Source organism: Streptomyces sp. NBC_01166 (assembly GCF_045039765.1).
In the GTDB taxonomy this organism is placed as follows: Bacteria; Actinomycetota; Actinomycetes; order Streptomycetales; family Streptomycetaceae; genus Streptomyces.
Window position 1 is genome coordinate 1,617,517 of record NZ_CP108613.1, and the last position, 24,275, is coordinate 1,641,791.

Annotated in this window: 21 protein-coding genes and 1 tRNA gene; 5 read left to right on the plus strand and 17 right to left on the minus strand. The window is 71.7% G+C overall.

The annotated features are described in order from the left end of the window. Window positions 1-65: 65 nt before the first annotated feature. The 9 genes from ruvA to pgsA all read right to left on the minus strand — a co-directional run bounded on the left by ruvA (window position 66) and on the right by pgsA (window position 7,213). The gene (gene ruvA / locus OG379_RS07390; RefSeq protein ID WP_362929271.1) at window positions 66-692 is read right to left on the minus strand and encodes a Holliday junction branch migration protein RuvA; all 627 of its coding nucleotides are present in this window, start codon (window positions 690-692) and stop codon (window positions 66-68) included. Then, on the minus strand, window positions 689-1,222 hold the full coding sequence (gene ruvC / locus OG379_RS07395; RefSeq protein ID WP_033304357.1) for a crossover junction endodeoxyribonuclease RuvC: 534 nt from the start codon (window positions 1,220-1,222) through the stop codon (window positions 689-691). Before ruvC ends, ruvA begins: the two co-directional genes overlap by 4 nt. Window positions 1,223-1,334: 112 nt before the next feature. Further along, window positions 1,335-2,087: a YebC/PmpR family DNA-binding transcriptional regulator gene (locus tag OG379_RS07400; protein WP_099176837.1), complete on the minus strand. Its 753-nt coding sequence runs from the start codon at window positions 2,085-2,087 to the stop codon at window positions 1,335-1,337. A 61-nt stretch (window positions 2,088-2,148) separates the two neighbouring features. Next, a complete protein-coding gene (pdxT, locus tag OG379_RS07405) occupies window positions 2,149-2,742 on the minus strand; it encodes a pyridoxal 5'-phosphate synthase glutaminase subunit PdxT (RefSeq protein ID WP_393758366.1) in 594 nt (197 codons plus the stop codon). A gap of 6 nt (window positions 2,743-2,748) precedes the next feature. Further along, window positions 2,749-3,669, minus strand: coding sequence for a pyridoxal 5'-phosphate synthase lyase subunit PdxS (gene pdxS, locus OG379_RS07410; RefSeq protein WP_104790385.1), 921 nt, complete (start codon window positions 3,667-3,669; stop codon window positions 2,749-2,751). A gap of 161 nt (window positions 3,670-3,830) precedes the next feature. Next, complete coding sequence (locus OG379_RS07415; protein WP_104790384.1) at window positions 3,831-4,376, minus strand: hypothetical protein; 546 nt, start codon at window positions 4,374-4,376, stop codon at window positions 3,831-3,833. A gap of 73 nt (window positions 4,377-4,449) precedes the next feature. Then, window positions 4,450-5,610, minus strand: a complete 1,161-nt coding sequence (locus OG379_RS07420; protein ID WP_405660555.1) for a glycosyltransferase family 4 protein — start codon at window positions 5,608-5,610, stop codon at window positions 4,450-4,452. Then, entirely contained in the window at window positions 5,607-6,530 is a 924-nt protein-coding gene (locus OG379_RS07425; protein WP_393758361.1) for a phosphatidylinositol mannoside acyltransferase, read from the minus strand. Before OG379_RS07425 ends, OG379_RS07420 begins: the two co-directional genes overlap by 4 nt. Further along, window positions 6,527-7,213, minus strand: coding sequence for a phosphatidylinositol phosphate synthase (gene pgsA / locus OG379_RS07430; protein WP_393758359.1), 687 nt, complete (start codon window positions 7,211-7,213; stop codon window positions 6,527-6,529). The genes OG379_RS07425 and pgsA overlap by 4 nt, the downstream gene beginning before the upstream one ends. 277 nt (window positions 7,214-7,490) lie before the next feature. Here pgsA and OG379_RS07435 point away from each other — a divergent pair, with 277 nt between their 5' ends. Beyond that, window positions 7,491-9,716 (plus strand): elongation factor G-like protein EF-G2, encoded by a 2,226-nt coding sequence (locus tag OG379_RS07435; protein ID WP_405660559.1) that lies wholly within the window; start codon window positions 7,491-7,493, stop codon window positions 9,714-9,716. A 156-nt stretch (window positions 9,717-9,872) separates the two neighbouring features. Next, window positions 9,873-11,543, plus strand: a complete 1,671-nt coding sequence (locus OG379_RS07440) for a hypothetical protein (protein ID WP_393758419.1) — start codon at window positions 9,873-9,875, stop codon at window positions 11,541-11,543. Window positions 11,544-11,571: 28 nt separating this feature from the next. Here OG379_RS07440 and OG379_RS07445 read toward each other — a convergent pair whose 3' ends face one another. Next, complete coding sequence (locus tag OG379_RS07445) at window positions 11,572-12,144, minus strand: HIT family protein (protein ID WP_393758355.1); 573 nt, start codon at window positions 12,142-12,144, stop codon at window positions 11,572-11,574. A gap of 66 nt (window positions 12,145-12,210) precedes the next feature. On the opposite strand from OG379_RS07445, the gene OG379_RS07450 reads away from it, so the two are divergent. Then, window positions 12,211-12,882, plus strand: coding sequence for a potassium channel family protein (locus tag OG379_RS07450; protein ID WP_405660560.1), 672 nt, complete (start codon window positions 12,211-12,213; stop codon window positions 12,880-12,882). A 29-nt stretch (window positions 12,883-12,911) separates the two neighbouring features. Here OG379_RS07450 and thrS read toward each other — a convergent pair whose 3' ends face one another. The 3 genes from thrS to OG379_RS07465 all read right to left on the minus strand — a co-directional run bounded on the left by thrS (window position 12,912) and on the right by OG379_RS07465 (window position 16,830). Beyond that, complete coding sequence (thrS, locus tag OG379_RS07455; protein ID WP_405660562.1) at window positions 12,912-14,888, minus strand: threonine--tRNA ligase; 1,977 nt, start codon at window positions 14,886-14,888, stop codon at window positions 12,912-12,914. Window positions 14,889-14,989: 101 nt separating this feature from the next. Then, window positions 14,990-16,231: a hypothetical protein gene (locus tag OG379_RS07460; protein ID WP_405660564.1), complete on the minus strand. Its 1,242-nt coding sequence runs from the start codon at window positions 16,229-16,231 to the stop codon at window positions 14,990-14,992. Then, window positions 16,231-16,830, minus strand: a complete 600-nt coding sequence (locus tag OG379_RS07465; protein ID WP_405660567.1) for a DUF4365 domain-containing protein — start codon at window positions 16,828-16,830, stop codon at window positions 16,231-16,233. The genes OG379_RS07460 and OG379_RS07465 overlap by 1 nt, the downstream gene beginning before the upstream one ends. A 194-nt stretch (window positions 16,831-17,024) precedes the next feature. Between OG379_RS07465 and OG379_RS07470 the strand changes: the two genes are divergently transcribed. Further along, on the plus strand, window positions 17,025-17,750 hold the full coding sequence (locus OG379_RS07470) for a 3'-5' exonuclease (RefSeq protein ID WP_399234662.1): 726 nt from the start codon (window positions 17,025-17,027) through the stop codon (window positions 17,748-17,750). 61 nt (window positions 17,751-17,811) lie between these two features. Here the strand turns inward: OG379_RS07470 and OG379_RS07475 are convergent. Both OG379_RS07475 and OG379_RS07480 read right to left on the minus strand, forming a co-directional pair. Next, a tRNA-Val gene (locus OG379_RS07475) sits at window positions 17,812-17,883 on the minus strand. A 39-nt stretch (window positions 17,884-17,922) separates the two neighbouring features. Continuing rightward, on the minus strand, window positions 17,923-18,369 hold the full coding sequence (locus tag OG379_RS07480; RefSeq protein WP_405660569.1) for an SRPBCC family protein: 447 nt from the start codon (window positions 18,367-18,369) through the stop codon (window positions 17,923-17,925). 91 nt (window positions 18,370-18,460) lie between these two features. Between OG379_RS07480 and OG379_RS07485 the strand changes: the two genes are divergently transcribed. Then, window positions 18,461-20,881 carry an SCO7613 C-terminal domain-containing membrane protein gene (locus OG379_RS07485; RefSeq protein ID WP_405660571.1) on the plus strand — a complete coding sequence of 807 codons (2,421 nt, stop codon included), beginning with the start codon at window positions 18,461-18,463 and terminating at the stop codon, window positions 20,879-20,881. A gap of 13 nt (window positions 20,882-20,894) precedes the next feature. Here the strand turns inward: OG379_RS07485 and OG379_RS07490 are convergent, their stop codons facing one another. Together OG379_RS07490 and OG379_RS07495 are read right to left on the minus strand one after the other, a co-directional pair. After that, window positions 20,895-23,645 (minus strand): Tat pathway signal sequence domain protein, encoded by a 2,751-nt coding sequence (locus OG379_RS07490; protein WP_405660574.1) that lies wholly within the window; start codon window positions 23,643-23,645, stop codon window positions 20,895-20,897. Window positions 23,646-23,700: 55 nt separating this feature from the next. Continuing rightward, window positions 23,701-24,249: a hypothetical protein gene (locus tag OG379_RS07495; protein WP_405668428.1), complete on the minus strand. Its 549-nt coding sequence runs from the start codon at window positions 24,247-24,249 to the stop codon at window positions 23,701-23,703. Window positions 24,250-24,275 lie beyond the last annotated feature (26 nt).

The window sequence follows — 24,275 nt, forward strand, 5'->3', positions numbered from 1 at the left end:
GGTGTTTCGGTGCCGGTCCGTGCGGTGTTCCGGCCGGCGTGCGGGGCGCGTGGCGGCCCCTGGGGTCAGCGTGCGCGGTTGAGTGTCTGGAGGGCGGCGCGCAGCAGCTGCGGTACGGGGGCCTGGCCGCTGTCGGCGATCGCGGCCTCGGCCTGCGGAGCCACCGCGGTCACCGCCTCGTCGGCCTCGCGGGTGGCGTAGCCGAGGCCGATCAGGGCGGCCTGCAGCTGGTCGCGCCAGGAGCTGCTGACGGCGGTGCCGATGCCCTGCTGCCCGATGTGCGCGCCGACCGGTTCGCCGAGCCGGTCCTTGAGTTCGAGGAGGAGCTTCTGGGCACCCTTCTTGCCGATGCCGGACACGGCGGTGAGCGCCTTCTCGTCACCGGTGGCCACGGCGATGCGCAGGGCGTCCGGGCTGTGGGTGGCGAGCATGGCCTGCGCGAGCCGGGGACCCACACCGCTGGCGGTCTGGAGCAGCTCGAAGATCTGCCGCTCGTCGTCGTCCGCGAAGCCGTAGAGGGTGAGCGAGTCCTCCCGGACCACCAGGGACGTCGCCAGTCTCGCCTCCTTGCCGATCCGCAGACCGGCGAGGGTCTCGGGGGTGCACTGGACGGCCATGCCGATGCCGCCGACCTCGATCACGGCCGTGGCCGGGGCTAGGGCGGCCACCGGGCCTGAGACGAAGGCGATCATGCGGTACGGCCTTTCAGCGTGCGGTGGGCGGCGACGGCCTGCTGCAGTCGGTTCTGCGCGGGCGCGCGCCAGATGTGGCAGATGGCGAGGGCGAGGGCGTCCGCGGCGTCGGCGGGCTTCGGCGGCGCGTCGAGCCGCAGCAGCCGGGTCACCATGGCGCCGACCTGCGCCTTGTCGGCGCGTCCCGACCCGGTGACGGCGGCCTTGACCTCGCTCGGGGTGTGCAGGGCGACCGGGATGCCGCGGCGCGACGCGCAGAGCATGGCGACGGCGCTGGCCTGTGCGGTGCCCATGACCGTACGCACGTTGTGCTGGCTGAACACCCGCTCCACGGCGACGAATTCGGGCCGGTGCTCGTCGAGCCACCGCTCGATGCCCTGCTCGATGGCGACGAGCCGGTGACCGAGCTCCGCGTCGGGCGGGGTCCGCACCACGCCGACGCCGACCATGGTGAGCGGCCGGCCGGCGACTCCCTCGACGACTCCGACACCGCACCGGGTCAGCCCCGGGTCCACACCCAACACCCGCATGAATGGGCCCCCTCCGCCGCTCGGTCATCTGTTCCCGCAGGCTATCGGCTCCCGCTGACAATGCGACGGGCCGACGGGGTGTGTCCCGTCGGCCCGTCCCGGTTGCGCCGCCTCAGGCGTCGACCTTCTCCATGACCTCGTCCGAGACGTCGAAGTTGGCGAAGACGTTCTGCACGTCGTCGCTGTCCTCCAGCGCGTCGATCAGCTTGAAGATCTTGCGCGCGCCCTCTTCGTCGAGCTCGACCTGCATGGTCGGGACGAAGTTGGCCTCGGCCGAGTCGTAGTCGATGCCGGCCTCCTGCAGCGCGGTGCGGACCGCGACCATGTCGGTGGCCTCGCTGAGCACCTCGAAGGTGTCACCGAGGTCGTTGACCTCCTCGGCACCGGCGTCGAGCACCGCACCGAGCACGTCGTCCTCGCCCAGCTCGCCCTTGGGGACGATCACGACACCCTTGCGGTTGAACAGGTACGAGACCGAGCCCGGGTCCGCCATCGAACCGCCGTTACGGGTCATGGCGACACGGACGTCGGACGCGGCGCGGTTGCGGTTGTCGGTGAGGCACTCGATGAGCACCGCGACGCCGTTCGGCCCGTAGCCCTCGTACATGATCGTCTCGTAGTCGGCGCCACCGGCCTCGAGACCGGCACCGCGCTTGACCGCCGAGTCGATGTTCTTGTTCGGGACCGAGCTCTTCTTGGCCTTCTGGATGGCGTCGAAGAGGGTCGGGTTGCCGGACACATCGGCACCGCCGGTGCGGGCCGCGACCTCGATGTTCTTGATCATCTTCGCGAAGAGCTTGCCGCGCTTGGCGTCGATCACGGCCTTCTTGTGCTTCGTCGTAGCCCATTTAGAGTGGCCGGACATCTGCCTTCTCCTTCGCGTCACCAAAATCGATCCGAACCCGAGAGATCCTACCGGGGTCGGATCAGCCCACGGCGCGCACCATGTCGGTGAAGAGTGCGTGCACCCGGTGGTCGCCGGTCAGTTCCGGGTGGAAAGACGTGGCGAGGGCGTTTCCCTGGCGTACGGCCACGATGTGCCCGCCGTGCACCGCGACGACCTCCGCGCGGGCGCCGACCGACTCCACCCAGGGGGCCCGGATGAAGACGCCCTCGACGGGTCCGCCGGGCACGCCGTCGACCTCGACGGCCGCCTCGAAGGACTCGTTCTGCCGCCCGAAAGCGTTACGGCGCACGATCATGTCGATGCCGCCGACCGTCTCCTGGCCGGAGCGCGGGTCGAGGATCTTGTCGGCGAGCAGGATCATGCCGGCGCAGGTGCCGTAGACCGGCATCCCGGCGGCAACCCGCTCACGCAGCGGTTCCAGCATGCCGAAGAGGACGGCCAGCTTGGACATCGTGGTGGACTCGCCACCGGGTATGACGAGCCCGTCGACCTCGGCGAGCTCCTCGGGCCGCCTGACCGGCCTGGCCACGGCGTCAGCCGAGGCCAGAGCGATCAGGTGTTCCCGTACGTCGCCCTGGAGAGCCAGGACTCCGATGACAGGGGTGTCGGTCATCGGTGCTTACCAGCCGCGGTTGGCGTAGCGCTCACCCTCGGGCAGCGTGTCGCAGTTGATGCCGACCATGGCCTCGCCGAGGTTGCGCGAGGCGTCCGCGATGATCTTCGGGTCGTCGTAGAAGGTGGTGGCCTTCACGATGGCGGCGGCGCGCTTGGCCGGGTCGCCGGACTTGAAGATGCCGGAGCCCACGAAGACGCCCTCGGCGCCGAGCTGACGCATCAGGGCCGCGTCCGCGGGGGTCGCCACGCCGCCGGCCGAGAACAGGACGACGGGCAGCCGGCCGAGCTCGGAGACCTCCTTGACCAGCTCGTAGGGGGCGCGGAGGTCCTTGGCGGCGGCGTACAGCTCGTTGTTGTCGAAGCCGCGCAGGCGGGCGATCTCGTTCTTGATCTGGCGCAGGTGGCGGACCGCCTCGACGACGTTGCCCGTGCCCGCCTCGCCCTTCGAGCGGATCATGGCGGCGCCCTCGGCGATACGGCGCAGGGCCTCGCCCAGGTTGGTGGCGCCGCAGACGAACGGGGTGGTGAAGGCGAACTTGTCGCTGTGGTTGACCTCGTCGGCCGGGGTGAGGACCTCGGACTCGTCGATGTAGTCGACGCCCAGGGACTGGAGCACCTGGGCCTCGACGAAGTGGCCGATGCGGGACTTGGCCATGACGGGGATGGAGACGGCCTCGATGATCTCCTCGATCATGTTGGGGTCCGACATCCGGGCCACGCCGCCGTCCTTGCGGATGTCGGCCGGCACCCGCTCCAGCGCCATGACGGCCACGGCGCCCGCGTCCTCGGCGATCTTCGCCTGCTCGGCGTTGACGACGTCCATGATCACGCCGCCCTTGAGCTGCTCGGCCATGCCGCGCTTGACGCGGGCGGTGCCGGTGGCCGGGGTCTCGGCGGACTGCGGGGTGGTGGGGAGCGTAGACACGGATCGACCTCACTGGGGGTGGAGAAACGCTGGACGGTGCAGATCCGAGCAAACGCTCCGGGAGCAGTCCACAGCAAGGGCCAATGAACACCGCGTGGATCGTTCTGCACGCCTCCGGGGCGATCCGGCCGATCGCCGCTCGCCGCCGGGGCGGTCCGCGCTCAGCTGCCGGGACGGTCCGCCAGGGCGACCGGCGGCTCGTCGTCCATCTCGAACGCGAGCGGGAACGGGGCGTGCCCCGCGAGCCGGAACAGCCGTACGGTCCGGTGTCTGCGCAGCGCGCGGGCGGCGCGCACCGAGTCGTTGTGGAAGCGGCGCGCCATCGGTACGCGGCGTACGGCGGCGGCCAGTTCCTTCGCCGCGTCCTCGCCGCCCGGGAACTCCTTCACGGCCTCGACCTGCGCCGCCTCGCCGAACACGGCCCGCAGGGCGGTGCTCAGCTCGCTCTCGGCGACCTCGCGCTGCTCCTCCTCGGCCTGCCGCGCCGCGTGCGCGGCCTCGTAGAGCACGATCGACGCGGCAGGGTCCAGGACCCCGGCGGTGGCCAGTTCCTGGGTGACCGAGGCGCGGCGCAGCAGCTGGGCGTCGAGCGCTGCCCGGGCCGCGTCGATACGGGCGTGGAGCCGGTCGAGCCGCCCGGCGGTCCAGCTGAGATACAGGCCGATCGCGAAGAGCGCGACGACGGTCCAGATGAGGATTTCGATCACGGGCGGCAAGGCTACCGTCGGAGGGGACCGCCCGGTCGCGCCGGTGCGCCTCCGGGGCGGTGACCGGCCTCGCTCAGTCCCGGGCGAGGCCGAAGCGCGCGCGGAGCCCCGTGCGTTCGTCGGTGTCCACGGCCGCCGCCCCGTCGGTCACCGTCTCGTACACCGCCAGGATGTCCGCGCCGACCGTCGTCCAGTCGAAGCGGCGCACATGCGCGCTGCCCCGTTCCCGCAGCCCCGAGCGCCGATCGGGGTCGCCAAGGAGCCGGATCGCGGCCGAGGCCAGGGCGTCCGCGTCCTCGTTGGCGAACAGGTCGCCGGCGGCTCCCTGGTCGAGCACCTGCGCGAACGCGTCCAGGTCGCTGGCGAGTACGGGCGCTCCGGCCGACAGGGCCTCGACCAGGATGATGCCGAAGCTCTCCCCGCCGGTGTTCGGCGCGACGTACACGTCGACGCTGCGCAGCAGCCTGGCCTTGTCCTCGTCGCTCACCATGCCGAGGAACTCGACGCGCGAGCGCATCTTCTCGGGCAGCGAGGCGACCGCCTCCTCCTCGTCGCCGCGCCCCGCGACCAGCAGCCGGGTCTCCGGGCGGGCGGCGAGGATCGTGGGCAGCGCCTTCATCAGGACGGGCAGCCCCTTGCGCGGCTCGTCGATGCGCCCTATGAAGCCGAGCGTGCCGCCCTGCCACGCGGACTTCGGCTCGGCCCGGGCGAAGAAGTCCACGTCGACGCCGTTCGGGATGACCACGGCGTCGCCGCCGAGGTGCTCGACCAGGGTCCGGCGGGCGTACTCGCTCACCGCGATCCGCGCGCTGATCTTCTCCAGCGCGGGCTGGAGGATCGGGTACGCCGCGATCATGGCCCTGGAGCGGGGGTTGGACGTGTGGAACGTGGCCACGATCGGCCCCTGCGCCGCCCAGCAGGTGAGCAGGCCGAGCGAGGGCGAGGTGGGCTCGTGGATGTGGATGACGTCGAAGGTGCCGTCGTTGAGCCAGCGCCTGACGCGCGCAGCCGACAGGAACCCGAAGTTCAGCCGGGCGACCGAGCCGTTGTACGGGACGGGCACGGCCCGGCCCGCGGAGACGACGTACGGCGGGAGCGGTGTCTCGTCGTCGGCGGGCGCGAGCACGGAGACGTCGTGGCCGAGGCGGATCAGGTGCTCGGCCAGGTCGCGGATGTGGAACTGCACCCCGCCCGGAACGTCCCAGGAGTACGGGCAGACGATGCCGATCTTCACGGAGCTTCCCCCTGGGGTTCCAGATCGGAGAGCCAGAGTCGCTGCAGCATGTGCCAGTCCTCCGGATGCTCGGCGATCCCGGTGGCGAAGGCATCGGCCAGCGCCTGTGTCATGGAGGACGTCTTCTCGGCCCGGGTGCCTGTCTCCGGTTCCGCGACGGGCGGATGGACCTGCGCCCGCATCACGGGCGTGCCGTCGTACCAGAGGGTCACGGGCAGCAGCAGCGCACCGGTCTGCTGGGCCAGCAGGGCCGGGCCGGCGGGCATGCGCGCGGTGTCGCCGAAGAAGTCCACCTCGACGCCGGAGGCGGACAGGTCGCGGTCGGCCACGAGGCAGACCAGCCCGCCGGCGCGCAGCCGCCGGGCGAGGATCCCGAACGCGGCGCCTCCGTTGTGCGGCAGGACCTCCATGCCGAGGCCCTGGCGGTAGGCGACGAACCGGTCGTAGAGGGTTTCGGGCTTGAGCCGCTCGGCGACCGTCGTGAACGGCACCTTGAGGTTCGTGGTGACCCACGCGCCCGCCAGATCCCAGTTGCCGAGGTGCGGCAACGCGAGGACGACGCCCCGGCCCGCTTCCAGGCTCTCGGTGAGCCGGTGGACGTCGCGGACCTCTATGGAGGCCTTGATCCGCTCCGGGGTCCAGGTCGGGAGCCGGAAGGACTCCATCCAGTAGCGCATGTACGAGCGCATGCCGGCCTTGGACAGCTCGGCGAGGCGGGCGGCGTCCGCGTCGGGCACCACCCGGGCGAGGTTCGACTCCAGCCGCAGCACGGACTTCCCGCGCCGCTTCCACACCTGATCGGCCAGGGTGCGGAAGAGCGCGGTGGCCGCCGGTTCGGGGAGCTTCTTGACCGCGCCCCAGCCCAGGCCGTAGAGCCCGTCGGTCAGCCGGCCCCTGAGATCGGTTCCGGTGCCGCTCACTGCGTGGCCTCGCTCCCCTGTTCCGCCGTCCCGCCCTGGGCGGCGGCCGCGGCGGCATCGGCCTCGGCCGACTCCCTGCGCACGGTCACCACCCGCTGGACCAGCGTCACCAGGCTGCCGACGGCGACGATCCACAGCGCGATCGGCAGCAGGACCTGGATCCCCGGCACACCGAAGCCGTGCAGGCCGGCGAGGCCCGCCGCGACCAGTGAGATGACGAGCCGCTCGGCGCGCTCCACCAGTCCGTTCACCGCGACCGGCAGGCCGATCGACTCGCCGCGCGCCTTCGTGTACGAGACCACCTGGCCGCTGGCCAGGCAGAAGATCGCGACCGCGCACAGCACGTTGTCGTCACCGCTGCCCGCGTACCAGAGCGCGAACCCGGCGAAGATCGCCCCGTCCGCGACCCGGTCGAGCGTCGAGTCCAGGAACGCGCCCCACCGGCTGGAGATCCCGGCCTGCCGGGCCATGTTGCCGTCGACCAGGTCCGAGAAGACGAAGACCGTGATCACGATCGTGCCCCAGAAGAACTCCCCCATCGGGAAGAAGACCAGCGCACCTGCCATCACTCCGGCCGTACCGACGAGAGTGACCGCGTCGGGACTGACCCCGAGGCGGAGCAGCAGAGCGGCGAACGGTGTGAGGACACGCGTAAAAAATGCACGCGCGTACTTGTTCAGCATGGCCTTCCCGAGGTTCGGTGGGCGCCGCGGCCCTTTCGGCCATCGGCTGGCCCATCGTAGTCACGAGCCGTGCCGCCCAACGGCGGGGCACCCCGTCCCGCCGGATGTCCCGGAAGTCATGCTTCGCCGTGTGCGACGTATGGACGGCTTCCGGCACGAGTGAAAAGCTCGAATGACCGCGGGCGTCGCCGAAGCCGCCGCGGCGGCTCCGCCCTGCCCGTGCATCCACTCCCCCAGCTCTTGCGGCACTGCGCCAACCGATCGGGAGGCACGCATCATGGGCGACAGGACTCACACGCACACCGGAGCCGCCGGCAGGGCAGCGACGGCCGACCGGCCCGCTTCCGTACGGAACGTGGTGCTGGTCGGCCACAGCGGCTCGGGCAAGACCACTCTGGTCGAGGCTCTCGCGCTGACGGCCGGGGCGCTGAACCGGGCCGGCCGGGTCGAGGACGGCACCACCGTCTCCGACCACGACGAGATCGAACAGCGCCGACGGCGTTCCGTACAGCTCTCGCTGGTCCCCGTCGAATGGGGCGGCTACAAGATCAATCTGCTGGACACCCCCGGCTACGCGGATTTCGTCGGGGACCTCAGGGCCGGTCTGCGCGCGGCGGACGCGGCCCTCTTCGTCGTCTCGGCCGCCCAGGAGGCCGACGCCGTGGCAGGCACCACCCGCGCGGTCTGGGAGGAGTGCGCGGCCGTCGGGATGCCCCGGGCGATCGTCGTCACCCACCTGGACACCGCGCGTACGTCCTTCGACGAGATAACCCGGATCTGCGGCCGGATCTTCGGGCACGACGACCCCGACGCGGTGCTCCCCCTCTACCTGCCGGTGCAGGGGCCCGAGGGCCCTGACGGACACGCGCCGCTGACCGGGCTCACCGGGCTCCTCACCCAGCGGATCTTCGACTACTCATCGGGGGAACGGCAGGAGGCACCGCCCAGCGGTGACCAGCGGGAACCGCTCCAGGAAGCCCGTAACCGGCTCATCGAGGGGATCATCGCCGAGAGCGAGGACGAGACCCTGATGGACCACTACCTCGGGGGCGGCGAGGTAGGCGTCACGACGCTCGTCGCGGACCTGGAACGCGCGGTCGCGCGCGGCTCCTTCCACCCCGTCCTCACCGCCGCGCCCGCCGCCGACGGCGCCCGCCAGGGCATCGGCACCGTGGAACTCCTCGATCTGATCACCCGCGGCTTCCCCTCTCCCGAGGAGCGCACCCTGCCCGCCGTCACCACCCCGGACGGCGCCCCGCGCCCCGCCCCGGTCTGCGATCCGGAGGCGCCCCTGGTCGCCGAGGTCGTGAAGACCACGTCCGACCCCTACGTGGGACGGATCTCCCTCGTGCGCGTCTTCTCCGGCACCCTGCGCCCCGACGACGCCGTGCACGTGCGCGGTCACGGGCTCACCGGACCCGGGGGCGGCGCCCGCCCCTGCCACGAGGCCGACGTACGCGTCGGGGCCCTCTCCGCACCCTTCGGCAGACAGCAGCACCCCCTGGACAGCTGCATCGCCGGAGACCTGGCCGGCGTCTCCAAGCTCGGCGGGGCCGAGACCGGGGACACCCTCTCCGGCAGCGGTGAACCGCTGCTGATGGAGCCGTGGACCACGCCCGACCCGCTGCTCCCGCTGGCGGTCCGGGCCCACGGCAAGGCCGACGAGGACAAGCTCTCGCAGGGGCTGGCGCGTCTGGTCGCCGAGGATCCGACCATGCGTCTTGAGCAGAACCAGGACACCCACCAGGTCGTCCTGTGGTGCATGGGCGAGGCGCACGCGGAGGTCGCGCTGGAGCGCCTGCGCAGCAGGTACGGCGTGCAGGTGGACGCCGAACCCCACCGCGTGCCGCTGCGCGAGACCTTCGCCTCGCGGACCCTGGGGCGGGGCCGGCACGTCAAGCAGTCCGGTGGTCACGGCCAGTACGCCATCTGCGAGATCGAGGTCGAGCCGCTGCCGCCCGGCACCGGTATCGAGTTCGTGGACAAGGTGGTCGGCGGTTCGGTGCCGCGGCAGTTCATCGCGTCCGTGGAGAAGGGCGTACGCGCCCAGGCGGCCCGCGGTGTCGCGGCCGGCCATCCGCTCGTCGACGTACGCGTCACCCTGCTCGACGGGAAGTCGCACTCGGTGGACTCCTCCGACGCCGCCTTCCAGACCGCGGGCGCCCTGGCGCTGCGCGAGGCCGCGGCCGACACCCGCATCCAGCTCCTCGAACCCGTCGCCGAGGTCGGCGTCCTCGTTCCGGACGACTACGTGGGGGCTGTCATGAGCGATCTCGCGGGGCGACGCGGGCGGGTCGTCGGCACCGAGCAGGCGACCGGTGAGCGGACGCTCGTACGGGCTGAGGTGCCGGAGATCGAGATCGGCAGGTACACCGTCGACCTCCGCTCCCTGACGCACGGCACCGGACGGTTCGACCGGGCGTACGCCCGGCACGAACCGATGCCTCCCCAACTCGCCGACCGCATCCGCGAAGCGCCGGAAAGCAGCACAAACGTGAGCTAGTTGACTGGATCTGGCTCCTTCCGCCCGCCCCCGGCCACATCGGCGGGCGGGCGGCGCGCCCGGACGATACTCTGTGGGCCCAGCTCAGAAGGTGTGCGACGTACGGTAGTTGGGAACAGCCGCAGGAGCAGACCGTGCGGGCGAGTGGGGGCGACAGTGGCCAACGACGGATTCGATTTCTCTCCCGGAGCGCAGATCCCGCTCCAGGGTTCGGGAGGGCAGGCGGTGGCGACCAACGCCCTCGCCTCCGCCGCGTACCGCGACAGCGATGTGACCGAGATCCTGAAGGCCAACAGCGAGTGGCACAAGTCCGAGGTGAAACCGGGCGAGTCCAAGCTGTTCAAGTCCGACTATTTCAAGCCGAATCTGGGCGAGGCGTTCTCCCGGGCCGTCCAGGAACGCATGCTCGGCGGCGGCCGCAACGCCCTCATCCAGTCCTTCGGCACCGACCCGCAGACCGTCGTCGAGCACTGCCTCTCCGCGAACGGTCTGCGCAAGGCCCGTGACAAGAAGCTCACCGTGGTCACCCTCGTCCTCGGCGTCCTCTTCCTGCCCGGGCTGCTGTTCTGGGTCCTCGCCTTCCGGCTGCGCGACTTCCTCAACAAGTCCAAGGACAGGTTCTTCCAGGCGCTGGGCGGCATCCTGCTCGTCGCGCTCGGCGCCGCCGCCGCGTTCTTCCTTGTCGCCATGCCCCTGACCGGGCCCCTGGCCCTCTACCTGCGCGCCTCGGCGATCGCCCCGGTGATCGGCTGGCTGGTCGCCAAGCGGATCGCCGAGACGTCCGTACGCGACCTGCGGGCCCGCTGGGAGGGGCTCCTGTCCGGCGCCGGCGTCATCGCGAAGATCCCCGAGGCCGCACCCAAGAGTCCCAACGAGACCGCGCGCGAGGCGCTGCGGCAGAGTCTGGAGAAGCTCGCGGCGGAGCAGCAGTCCAACGCCGTCTTCTACGCCGGCCCCAAGGGCATCCTGGGGATGGGCACCCGGTGGGGCGGCTGGCATCTCGCCGAGGAGCTCACCCCCGCGGACCCCACCAAGGAGATCCACCAGTTCCGCAGCTGGGACGTCGTGCGTGCCATCCACGACCAGCTGAAGCTGCTGGAGCGCGGCCCGCTGAACACCGGTGGTTTCCCCACGCCGTCCGTCAAGCACTGGATCGTGTCCCCCATCGGGGAGAACGCGGACTCCGTCTCCCGGCCCGCCGGGGAGGACGTCGCCACCTTCCAGGTCAAGCCCCACGAGATACAGCGCATCTGCAACCACCAGCAGTTCGGCAGCGGCGACCGACACTACCTGGGCGTCCAGTTCACCCTCTGGGACGGCCAGCTGGTGATCACCATGCTGATCACCGTCACCGTGCTCCACGAGACCCTGCGGATCGAGGTCACCGGACACGCACTGGGTCCCGTCCACGGGCTCTTCCTCAGCAAGCCTGAGGCACCGACCAAGACGGTCAAGAAGGCGGTCAGGTTCTGGGAGACCCGGAAGGTCGCGCTTCCGCTCATCAAGGCGAGCGAGGTCGTCCGGCTCGCCCTCCGGGCCCCTCTGACCTGGTATCCCCCACTGCTCGACTACCTGGGCGGCAAGATCGTCCTGCCCGAGCCGTTCGGCCTGCGCCACGCCTGGGCGGCCAAGCCGTGGGGGCACCGCTTCATGGCCGACGACGCCATGCGCGCCGCCACCCCGGTGCTGCGTGTGGTGCACTCCGCCGCCAAACGGGTCCTGACGGAGCACGGTGTCGACACCGAGCGCTTCGACACCCGCTCCTCGATCCTCAGCGGCATGGTCCAGGACCCCGCCCCGAGGAAGGCCGACGTCTACGACGCCTGACCCGGCCCGGGACGGGAACCCCCGCGGCTCAGGCTGACGGCTGTGCGGCCGGCCACACACCGGCCAGCATCGTCCGGGTGTCCCCCAGCAGCTGAGGAAGCACCTTCGTGTGACCGACGACGGGCATGAAGTTGGTGTCCCCGCCCCAGCGGGGCACCACGTGCTGGTGGAGGTGCGCGGCGATGCCCGCCCCTGCCTCGGCGCCCTGGTTCATCCCGATGTTGAAGCCGTGCGCCCCGGAGGCGGCCCGCAGCGCGACCATGGCCCGCTTGGTGAAGTCGGCCAGCTCCACGGTCTCCGGACCGTCGAGCTCGGTGTAGTCGGCCACGTGCCGGTACGGCACCACCATCAGGTGCCCGCCGTTGTACGGATAGAGATTGAGCACGGCGTAGACCCGCTCGCCCCTGGCGACGATGAGCCCGTCCTCGTCGGACTTCGAGGGGATCTCGCAGAACGGACAGCCGTCCCCGGCTCCCGGGCCGCTCGGCTTGCTCTCACCCTGGATGTAGGCCATCCGGTGGGGCGTCCACAGGCGCTGGAACGCGTCGGGCGTCCCCACTCCGATCTGCTGTTCCGGCTCACTCGTCATGCCGGTCAGCATATTGCGTCACTCCCGGCGCGCGTGTCGCCGGGGGCGAGCCCGCCGGGGCACCGCGATGCTGACGCCATGAGCGACCGCCCCACGGCCCCCGACCCCGCCCGGCTGAAGGAATGGGAGCAGCGCACCGAGGTGCCTCTCTTCGCCTCGGCGCTGGTCTTCCTCACCGGTTACGCGGTCCGCGTCCTCGTCGGCGCCCAGCCCTGGCGCGACATCGCCCTGGCGCTCGTCGCCGCCACCTGGCTGCTCTTCGTCGTGGACTACGGCGTGCGGCTCAGGCTCAGCGGCCTGGGCATCCGATTCGTGCACCGTCACTGGCTGGACACGGCCGTCCTGCTCCTGCCGCTGCTGCGCCCGCTGCGCATGGTCAAGGTCTACACGGCGGTCCAGCAGCGCAGGGCCGGCCCCGGGCTGAGTCTGTACGCCCGGGTGATGACGTATGCGAGCCTCTCCGCCGCGCTCCTGGGCTTCTCCTCGGCGCTCGCGGTCTACCACCAGGAGCAGGGGGCGCCCGGCTCCACCATCCGTACCTTCGGCGACTCGCTGTGGTGGGCGTGCGCGACGCTCACCACGGTGGGATACGGCGACGCGGTGCCGGTGACCCCGGTCGGCCGGGTGATCGCGGCGTTCATGATGGCGTGCGGGCTGGCTCTGCTCGGGGCGGTGACGGGCTCGTTCTCGTCGTGGCTGGTGGAGGTGTTCGAGCGGGAGGACGAGAAGAGGCCCCCGGGGAGCGCGTAGCTCTCCGGGGGCCTCCTGTCGGGCGGGGATCACACCTGCACGCGACGCTCCACCACGTCGACGAGCTTGGTGATCGCCTCGTCACGGGCGATGCCGTTCTCCTGCGAACCGTCGCGGTGGCGGAAGGACACCGTGCCCGCGTTCATGTCGTCGTCCCCGACGATGATCATGAACGGGACCTTGGCCTTCTGGTGGTTGCGGATCTTCTTCTGCATCCGGTCGGACGAGGCGTCCACCTCGACCCGCAGCCCCTTCTTGCGCGCCTCGGCGGCGAACTCCTGGAGGTACGGGATGTGGGTGTCGCCGATCGGGATGCCGACCGCCTGGACCGGGGCCAGCCAGACCGGGAACGCGCCCGCGTAGTGCTCCAGCAGCACCGCGAAGAAGCGTTCGATGGAGCCGAACAGCGCACGGTGGATCATGACCGGGCGCTGCTTGGTGCCGTCCGGGCCGGTGTACTCCAGGTCGAAGCGCTCCGGCAGGTTGAAGTCGAGCTGCACGGTCGACATCTGCCACGTACGGCCGATGGCGTCCTTGCACTGCACCGAGATCTTCGGGCCGTAGAACGCGGCGCCGCCCGGGTCCGGGACCAGCGGGAGGCCCTGCTTCTCGGCGACCTGACGCAGCGTCTCGGTGGCCTCTTCCCAGGCCTCGTCCGAGCCGACGAACTTCTCGGGGTCCTTGGTGGACAGCTCCAGGTAGAAGTCGGTCAGACCGTAGTCGCGGAGCAGGTTCAGGACGAAGGTGAGCGTCCGGTCGAGCTCCTCGGCCATCTGCTCGCGGGTGCAGTAGATGTGCGCGTCGTCCTGCGTGAAGCCGCGCGAGCGGGTCAGGCCGTGGACGACACCCGACTTCTCGTACCGGTACACCGTGCCGAACTCGAAGAGGCGGAGCGGCAGTTCACGGTAGGAACGGCCCCGCGCGTCGAAGATCAGGTTGTGCATCGGGCAGTTCATCGGCTTGAGGTAGTAGTCCACCCCGTCGTCGAGCTGCATGGGCGGGTACATGCCGTCGGCGTACCAGTCGAGGTGGCCGGACTTCTCGAAGAGCTTGCCCTTGGTGGCGTGGGGGCTGTAGACGAACTCGTAGCCCTCCTCCTCGTGGCGGCGCCGCGAGTAGTCCTCCATGGCCCGGCGGATGACGCCGCCCTTGGGGTGGAAGACCGCGAGGCCGGGGCCGATCTCGTCGGGGAAGGAGAAGAGGTCCAGCTCGTTGCCGAGCTTGCGGTGGTCGCGCTTGGCGGCCTCCTCCAGGAACAGCAGGTGCGCCTTGAGCTCGTCCTTGGTGGGCCAGGCGGTGCCGTAGATGCGCTGGAGCATCGGGTTCTTCTCGCTGCCCCGCCAGTACGCCGCCGCGTTACGCATCAGCTTGAACGCGGGGATGAACCGGGTGGTGGGCAGGTGCGGCCCCCTGCAGAGGTCCTTCCAGCACAGCTCGCCGGTCTTGGCGTCCAGGTTGTCGTAGATCGTCAGCTCGCCGCCGCCCACCTCGACGTCCGCGCCGTCGTCCGTGGAGGCGGAGCCCTTGATGCCGATGAGCTCCAGCTTGTACGGCTCGCCGGCGAGCTCCTCGCGGGCCGCCTCGTCGGTCACGACCCGGCGGGAGAACCTCTGGCCCCGCTTCTGGATCTCCTGCATCTTCTTCTCGATGGCCTTGAGGTCCTCGGGCGTGAACGGCTTCTCGACGTCGAAGTCGTAGTAGAAGCCGTCCTTGACCGGCGGGCCGATGCCCAGCTTGGCCTCGGGGTGCAGCTCCTGCACGGCCTGCGCCATCACGTGCGCGGTGGAGTGCCGCAGGATGTTCAGGCCGTCCTCGGAGGAGATCTCGACGGGCTCGACGACCTCGCCGTCCCCGAGCTCGTACGCGAGGTCCCGCAGCTCGCCGTCGACCCGGGCCGCGACGACGGTGCGCTGCCCGGGGAAGAGCTCGGCGGCCGTCGTGCCCGTCGTCACCACGTGCTCTTCCCGCTCGGAATCGCGTTGGATGATCACACGGACGTCTGACACCGGTCTCTCCTGACTGAGGGGGTGCGTCGCTTTCCTCTGGCGCGCGCAAGAGGAATCGTACCGAGCCGGGGGGCCTCGACGCGAAAGGGATACCGGGCGGGCTACTCCTCGTCCCCCGTGCACGCCTCCTCGAAGAAGTCGACGTTCTCGTGGAGCGACTTCATCAGCCGGTCCCGCTCGGCCTCGTCCACCTGCACCGGTGTGACCTGGGAGGCGCCGCTGAGCCGGCGGAAGCCGCCCCGGTTCTCCAGTCTGCCCTCCACCCGCAGCGGGAGTCCGACCAGGTGCGCGTGGCCCGCGATCCGGTAGGCCTCCTCGTCCAACTCGATCCGTACGTACGCCACCTCGGCTCCGGCCAGCACTCGCAGCCGCACGATGCCGGGGCCGCGCGGCCCGGAGCGGCGCAGCCGCACGACGGCTCCGGTGATGCGTACGGGAACGGCGGGCTCGTCCTGCTGGTAGCGCGCTCCCGCCATGCGGAGGGCGGGCAGATCGCCCGGGGAGAACTCGACGGGCTCGGGGTGCGCGGGGCACCCTTCGGGCGTTCCGGCTGCGGGCGCCCAGGCCAGCGTGATCCTGGCGCCCTCCGCTCCCCGGACGAGGGCGACGACCGCGTCGGTCAGTTCCCGGCTGACGCCGGCGGCGACGGCGGTGTCGAAGGCTTCCATGCCGCCGGTGGCCCGCTGGTAGTCGACGGCCTCCCGGGCCGCGTGCAGCGCCGCGTAGAGCTGTACGGCGACGGCCCGCCCCGAGGTGACAGGGACGAACGCGGTGAGGCAGCGGCCGTCGGCGGCGGGTCCGACCAGGGTGCCGTCCAGGGCCCTCCGGGCTTTCCCCCGGTGCCGGGCGCCGTGGTAGCCGGCCCGGCCGCGTACGGCGAGGGATCCGGCGAGGAGGATCTGCCGTGCCGCTCTGCGCAGCTGGTCGGTGCCGGTCCAGTCGGCGGCTCCCGAGGCGCCTTCGGGGACGTCACGCCACCAGCGGATCTCGTCGCTGGGCACGGTGAGGGCGACCAGGATGTCGCGGGCCGAGGGGGCGGCGCTCCGGGTGAGCGCGGTGAGGGCCTCGGCGAGCAGTTCCTCGCCGTCGGGGAAGGCGGTGCCGTCCGGCACGAGCAGGCTGGTGCCACCGGCGGCGGGACCGGGCGGGACCCAGCGGCTGTAGCGTCCGCTCGCGCCTCCGCGCCGGTGCCAGCCGTGGCGCCGCAGCAGGGCACCGAGGACGGCGGGGTCGACGCGTGCGGGGTCCGGGGCCCCTCCGGGGCCGGGGCCGTCGGCGTACGGGTGCGCACGGCTGCCCGCCGGGATCGTCCCTCCGGTGGGCTCGTCCATAGACCGGTGCATCAGGGTCTCCCTCCCGCCCCGACCCGGGCCATGATGTCGCAGAGCGCGCGGTCGTCGAAGATCCGCGAGGTCTGCATCCGCACGGTGGTCCGGTGCCGGCCCGTCACCGGGTGGCCGGCCAGGTTCGTCCAGTAACAGCAGTGCCGAAGGTCCAGCCGGTCGTGTCCGGCCCTCAGCCAGTCGTCCTGGCTGCGGGGCACGAGCATCACGACCAGGATCTTGTGCACCGACACCGGGGTGCGCGCGAGCTTCACCAGATGGGCGTTGTCGAGGGTGAAGGAGAACGCGGCGCCGGGTGGGTGCGGAGGGATCTGGTAGGTGCATTTGAGCTGCACCTTGATGGTCACTTCGTCGTCGACCGTGTGGTCGGGGGCGCCGTGGCTGACGTGCCAGTCGATGCCGTTGTCGGGAAAGGGCTGCGAGAGCGAACAGCCCGCCGCGGCCGCAACCGCGTGGAGGTAGCCCACCTGGAGGGTCTCCATGCAGGCGGTGGTGGCGAGTGTGCCGCGCAGCGGTGGTGTGCTCCGCTGTCGCGGCGGCTTTCCCCCGTGGTCCTCGGTGCGGGCGGGACTCCCTGGGTTCGGCTGCGCGAGCGCCATGGCTCCGTGCCTTCCGGGCTGTGCCGACCGGTTGCCCGGTCTCCGCTGGCGGGCTGGTCAACTTCCGTGCCCGTCACTTGTGTTGTCACCGCAGGAGGCGGGCCGTAAACGGCGTATCAGGCATAGGGCGCGGGTATCACCGAACCGGGCAGAGGAATCCCGCCATCTGCCGAGCAGGCGCGAGGAGTTCGGGGATGATGCACTGGTTCGAGGGGCCGCTGGCGGCTTTTGACACCGAGACAACAGGCGTGGATGTCGAGGAGGACCGGATCGTCTCGGCCGCCCTCGTCGTCCAGGACGCGGCGGGCGGACGGCTCCGCGTCACCCGCTGGCTGGTCAATCCGGGGATTCCGGTGCCGCCCGGCGCCACCGAGATCCACGGTCTGACCGACGACCACCTGCAGCGCAACGGCCGTTGGCCCGCGCCGGTCGTCGAGGAGATAGCCCGGGCGCTGGCGGAGCAGTGCGCGACGGGACGGCCGCTGGTCGTGATGAACGCACCGTTCGATCTGACGCTGCTGGACCGGGAGCTGAGGCGCCACCGGGCGTCGTCGCTGGCCGGCTATCTGCGGAACAAGCCGCTGTGCGTGCTGGACCCGCGGGTCCTGGACAAGCACCTGGACCGCTACCGCAAGGGCCGTCGCACGCTCACGGACCTGTGCGAGCTGTACGGGGTGACGCTGGACGGCGCGCACGACGCGGCGGCCGACGCGGCGGCGTCGCTCGAACTGGTGCGGGCGGTGGGGCGGCGGTTCTCCGCCCGGCTGGAGCGGCTGTCACCGGCCGAGGTGCACTCGCTGCAGGCGGTGTGGCACGCGGCTCAGGCGCGCGGGCTGCAGGCGTGGTTCGAGAAGAACGGCGCACCGGAGGCCGTGGATCCGGCGTGGCCGTTGCGTCCGGAGCTCCCCGCGGCGGCCTGACCGGCGCCGGGCACGCGAAAGCCGGTCCGTCGATGACACTGACGGACCGGCTTTTCCCGGGTGGGCGATACTGGTTTCGAACCAGTGACCTCTTCGGTGTGAACGAAGCGCTCTCCCACTGAGCTAATCGCCCGGGAACGGGTTGAACCATACAGGGCTCGGCGGTCTCCGTTCAAACCGCTTGGAGCCATGCCCCCAGTCCGCGGCGTCCGGCGCGCATCATCAGCGTGTGGTTGGCGCGGAAGAAGGGGCGGCAGGGGACGGCGAGCCGGCGCAGCAGCGCCCTGCGCACCTCGGCCTCCTGCTCGTACACGATGCGGCTGCCGCCCTTGTGCGGGGCGACGGTCCAGCGTGCCCAGCCTTCGAGGTCGCCGCTCATGGCCGCTTCGAGGGTCCGTGCGGCGGGGTCGTTGCGGCGCTGCCGCAGTGTCAGGACGAGGTCGTACGGGAGGGACGAGCGGAAGCGGGCCCGGGCGGTGGAGTCGTCGATGCGACTGATCCCCCGGACCTGGGGCCACCACCGGGGGTAGTCCTCGACGCGCTCCAGGGCGGCGTAGACGGTGTCGGGCGGCGCGGGCAGGTCCCAGACGCTCGTGAAGCGGTAGTGATTCCAGTCCATGGTTCCATCCTGCGCGCACGGCCCTACTCAGAGGCGGATCTGAGTAGGGGAACGCATGCACGAGGATGTGGCGGCCGCCACACTCCCGTACATGAGACATATGCCGCCGCCCGCCGAGGAATTGGCGCTCCTCGATCATGAACTGGCCCGGCTGGACGCCCGCCGGCTGCAGCTGCTGAACCGCCGTGCCTGGCTGGTGGGCGTGCTGGGCGCGGCGGCGGCCCCGTCACCCTTTCCGGCCCCGGCCGCCCGGCCGCAGGCTCCTGCTCTTCCCTACGCCCCGTCGGCGCCCGCGCACGGTACGCAGAATGTGCTGCTGGTCCTCGGTGGTCTGCTGCTGACGATCGCGGCGATCGCCTTCACCCTGTTCAGCTGGGGCGAGATGGGCATCGCGGGCCGTTCGGCGGTGCTGGCGGCGGTGACTGCGGGTGCGCTGGTGGCGCCGGCCCTGCTGCTGGCGCGCAAGCTGCCCTCGACCGCGGAGGCGGTGGCCGCTCTGGCGCTGGTGCTGACGGTGCTGGACGCTGTTGCCCTGCACGCGGTCGCCGCTCCCGGGACCGACGGACTCGTGTTCTCGGCGGTCGCGTCGGCGGTGCTGGCGGCGGTGTGGGCCCTGTACGGGCTGCTGCTCGGCCGGCTGCGGGTGCCGCTGCCCGGGGCCGTGGTGGCGGGGCAGCTGCCGCTGGTGCTGACCGCCTGGGCGGCGGGGTCGTCCGCGACCGGCTTCGGCTGGGCCCTCCTGGTGACTGCGGCGGCGGATGTCGCGGTGGTGTCGTGGGGCCGGGGGATCGCGGTGCGGGTCACGGCGGCTGTCGGGGCGGGGGTCACCGGGTTGTTCGCACTGCTCATCGGTCTGGGGCTGTCCGTGTCGGCCGGTGGGCCGCTCGCGGCAGCGGGCCCCGGGGCGTTGCTGTTGGCGGGCGCGGGGGTGGCCCTGGCGGGAGCGTGGCGCGCGCCGAAGGAGTGGGCCGTCACCGCGGGCGCGGTGGCGGGCCTGGCCTCGGTGGCCGCGGTGGGCGGTGTGCTGCGTACGGGGCTGCCGTGGAACTGGTCGGTCGTGGTGTATCTGCTCTGCGGCATCGCGTTGTCGCCGGTGGTGCGGCTCCGGGTCCCGCAGCCGGTGGGCCGGGGTGTGCTGGGGGCGTCCGCCGCGGTCACGGCGGGTGCGCTGGTGTGGGCGTCGCCCGTGGTGGCTGCGGTGCTGCTGGGTCCGGTGTCAGGGCTGGCGGACGTCTGGTCCGGCGCGCCGGAGGGGTTCCGGGGTGCGCTGGGGCCGTCGATGCCGTGGTCGGCGTCGGCCGCGTCCCCGGTGGTGCTCGCGGTGGTGGCGGGTGTGCTCGCGGCGCTGCGTCTCGGGTGGGCGCGCCGGACGCTCGTGGCGCCTCCTCAGGGGTGGCGGGTCGCCGCGGAGGCCGGTGCGACGGTCCTGGGCTGGAGCGCGGTGCCCGCGCTGCTCGCGGTGGCGGATGTGCCGTACGCGGTGGCGGTGGGCGTGGAACTGCTGCTGGTGGGCGGGCTGCTGGTGCTCGCGGTGCGGCGGGGGTCCGGAGCCGTCCCCCTGACCGCTCTGGCGTGTGCGCTCGTGGGTGCGGTGAGCGTGGGGCTGCTCGCTCTGGCCGCCGAGCCGGCCACGTACGCGGTGTTCGGAGGCCTGCTGGTGCTGTTCGCGGGTGCGGCTGCCCGGTCGCAGGCGGTGGTGGTGCGGTCGGTGCTCGCCGTCGGGTCGGTGCTGTGCGCGATCGTGGTGGCTACGGCGGCCGGGGCGTCGCTGGGGTGGAGCGCGCCCGGGTCCGCTCCGGTGGTGCTGGTCGTCCCGGCGGTGACGGTGCTGCTCGGGGCCCGGCTGCGGGAGGCGGCGGTGGCGTTGTCGCTGGAGGCCGCCGGGGCGTTCGGTGCGCTGGTGGCCGTGGGACTCGCGGTCACGGACGCGCCGTTCCTCGCGCTGGTGCTGGCGTTGTGCGGGGTGCTGGCGGCGGGGAGCGCGGTGCGGCCCGAGCGCCGGCCGGCCGCGGGGTATCTGGCGGCCGTGTTGTTCGTGGCGGCGATGTGGGTGCGGCTGGGGGCTTCGGGGGTGACGGCGCCTGAGGCGTACACGCTGCCCGTGTCGGTGGCCGCGTTCGCGGTGGGGTGGCTGCGGGGCCGCACGGACCCGGCCGTGTCGTCCTGGGTGGCGTACGGCCCGGCCCTCTCGACGACGATGGTGCCGAGCCTCGTGGTGGCGTGGACGGATACCGGCTGGCCACGGCCTCTGCTGCTGGGTGCGGCGGCCCTGGTGGTCACGCTGGTGGGCGCCCGTCTCCGCCTCCAGGCCCCGTTGGTGCTGGGCGGTTCGGTGCTGGCCCTGGTCGGCCTGCACGAGCTGGCCCCGCATGTGGTGCAGGTGCTCGACGCGCTCCCGCGCTGGGCGCCCCCGGCGCTCGCCGGGCTGCTGCTGCTCGCGGTCGGAGCGACCTACGAGCAGCGGCTGCGCGACGCGCGCCGGGTGCGGGAGAGCCTGGGCCGGATGCGCTGAGGTCAGGGGCCGGTCAGCTGGGCATCCGGTCTCCGACGAGGGCGAGGTTCTCGATGGCGGCGAGTCCGTAGAGCGCGGTGTCGTTGGTGTAGACCCAGTTGGCCTCGGTCCCGGGGACCGTGGTGACGGGGCCGGTCACCTCCTCGGTCTTCCAGGGGGCCGACTCCTTGTATCCGTCGCTGTTGTAGAACTTCTCCCAGGCGCGGGCGGCGAGCTTCTCGTCGCCCGTACGGACCGCGGCGTAGGCGTCCAGCCGTGAGTGGCCCTGGAAGAGCAGGAGGCTGCCGAAGTCGGACCCGTAGCGTGCTTTCTGTTCGGCCTTGGTCGCGTTGAAGTACCGGCAGTAGTCGAGGTACGCCTCCTCGAACTTCGGCACTTCGACGCCTACGAGGCCGATGAGTTCGGCGCACAGCTCGTTGAGGCCGAAGACCGCCGAGAGGTGCGAGACGCTGACGACCGGCTCGGTGTCGACGGCGAACCTCCCGGTGTCGAGGTCGTACAGGCCGCTGCCCTGGACGAAGCCGTTGGGCTGGGCGGCGATGGTCTCCATGGTTCCGAGGATGCGGGCCCTGGCCTTCGCGGCCTGCGGGCCGCCCCGCTCCCATTCGGTGAGCCAGGCGGAGACCAGCCCGCTCCAGTCGGTTCCGAAACCGATGGACAGGGCGTGCCGGTCCGGTGTGTAGGGCTCGGTACGGATCTTGCGGAGCGGGTCGAGGGCGAGGAAGGTCTCGTCGGAGTCGACGTTGGCGCGCATCAGGTCGCCGACACGCTCGTCGGCGGTGAGGAAGTAGTAGAAGCGCCGGTAGGTGGTGTTGGCGATGCGCTGCTGCTTGGCGCTGTCGGCGTAGTGCTGGATGCCGTGCCGGGTCCCGAGGCCGGCCCACTCGCCCAGGTGGTAGACGTCGACCTCGCCGGTGTGGCGGGTCATGGCCTCGGCGAAGCGGAATATGTCGGCGCGGCCGGAACGCAGGTAGGCGTACCAGAGCCACAGGTCGGGTGAGAGCTCGGAGTTGTCCCAGGCGTAGCCGCCGACGTCGTAGCGCCACTGGTGGCGGGCGGGGTCGTAGGAGTGCATGACGTCGCCGTAGTCCCAGAAGCCGTACCAGCGCCGCATTTCGACCTGGTCCTTGTAGTACGTGAAGAGGAAGTCGAGGTGGTCCTCGATCTTCGCCTTGGCCGGGGTCGAGCGGTCGACCGGGGAGAACAGTCCGCCGAAGACCTTCGCGCCGATCAGCTGGGACGGCGGCGCGACCAGCTGCGGGAGGGTGCGGACGGCCTCGGTCTGCTGGGCCAGGGCGGTGGCGCCGGGGGTGGAGTCATGGGCCCAGAAGAGGAGTTCGCTGGTGCGCGCGATGCCGTACGGGGTGCCGAAGCCGGGTTCGTAGTCCTCGTAGGTGATGTTGAGGCCTTCGAGCTGTTCGGCGTACGTGTCCTGGCCCAGGCCGTCGTGGTAGAAGCGCAGGTCCATCGGTTCGGCCTCGGGCGACCAGAGCCACAGGGTGACTTCGGCCGCGTCGGTGTGGGCGTCGCGGATGTCGAGCTGGGCGGGGAACTTCTCCCAGAAGTCGCGCAGGCCGAAGGCGAGTCCGCCGCTCGCCCCGCCGACGTATCCGAAGCCGGAGGCCCGCCGGCCGCCGCCCGCCGCGATCCAGCCGTGGCCCTTCTTCGTGCGCTTGCGGAGGGAGAAACCGTCGGCGGACAGCTGACTGAGAGTGTAGTCGCCCCAGGTGGGGATGAGGTGGAGGCGGCTGGTGACGCGCTGGTCCCAGGTGGCGGGGTCGGGGAGCTTCGTGCCCTCGAACTGGGCCGCCTGGACCGCGGCGCCGGGGTCGCGGCGCAGACCGGTGATGCCCTTGACGGCTTCCCGGAGCATGCCGGTGCCTTCGCCGCCGATGCGGATGTGCCGGTCGTAGGCCTCGTCCCGCATCGGGACGGTGAAGCGGACGCCGAGGCCGCGGATGAAGTCGCCGCCGGCCTTCCCGGGCTCCTGGGTGCCGTCGAAGGTGATGGTGTGCACCATGCGGAACGATTCGGCGCCGGCGTAGAAGTAGAGCCGCACCGAGAAGGGCAGCCAGGAGCGCTTCCCTCTGCGGTGCTTGCCCTCGATCCGGACGACGGCGCGTACCGGACCACTCTGTTCGACCTCGGTGGTGGTGACGGCGCTCTCGAACCGCTCGTACGCCTCGCGCCCCTGGTCGCCGTCCTCGATCTCGCCCTGCCGGATCAGGACGAGCCGTCCGTCCTTGGCGATCTCGGTGGAGCCACGGGTGAGGGAGGTGATGAGCGAGGAGCCGGACTTCCCGATCTTCGCGGTGATGACGCCGGTGGAGACGGTGATGGTGGACCCGGTGCTCTTGACGGCGACCTTGTGGGAGGGAGCCGCGGGCGCGCCCGGGCCGAGGACGAACTTCTTCGCGCCCGCGGCTTCGGGGCCCACGGCGTGCGCGGTCCATTTCGCGGAACCGTCGGGCCAGGTGGCGGTCGTCCACGACTGCACGGGGACGTCCTTGCCGTCCTCGGTGGTCAGCGCGAAGGTCTGGTCCTTGCGGTACTGCCCCTTGGGCCAGGGCACCCCGAGCGTGGAACCGGGCGCCGCACCGAGACCGCCGGACTCCAGCCAGCTCAGGGTGACGGGTTCGCCGGTGTGATCCGCGCCCGGTGCCGCCGCCGACGCGGGAGTGGCACCGGGGGACCAGCTGAACTGTGCGGCCGCGCCGGCCGCTGCCGCGGCCTTCAGAAGCGTTCTGCGGGGCATCCTGGACATGGGTGTGCCTCTCTCCGTGCTGATTCGGGACAGGGGACGGACGAACAGGTACGGGTCAGTGCGGGAGCAGCCGCACCCGCACCGCTGTGGCCGCGGCGGCGACGGCCCCGACGACGGGGACGGCAAGCGGCAGCACCAGGGCGCCGGACAGTACGACGACTGCCATCCCGCAGACGAGCAGCAGTGAGCCGGCCGGGTCCCGGACGGTGTTCCGGCCGGCCTCGGCCAGGAGGGGGCGCCAGAGGGCGCCGGGCTCCCAGCACGAGGCGGCGCGTACGACGGCGACCAGGAAGCCGATCATGGCGAGGATGCCGACCGCGCCCACGAAGGGCCCGCCGGGCAGTCCGGCGCGGACGGCCGCCAGGTCGAGCCAGAGCAGGCTCCCGGCGGCCCACACGGCCACACCGACGAGCCATCCGCCGCGGGCGGCGGCCCGGGCGTCGTCCGCGAACTCGCGCACCCCGCCGTGCTCACCGTCGAGGTAGCGGCGCAGGTGCCGGGTCCCCGCGGCGAAGGCCGCGGGGAACGTGAACAGCGGCAGGGCGGCGACGGCGATCCACACGCCGACGAGCAGGCATTCGGAGAACAGGGCGAAGCGGTTCATGACACGCGAACGCCTGGCCGGGGTAC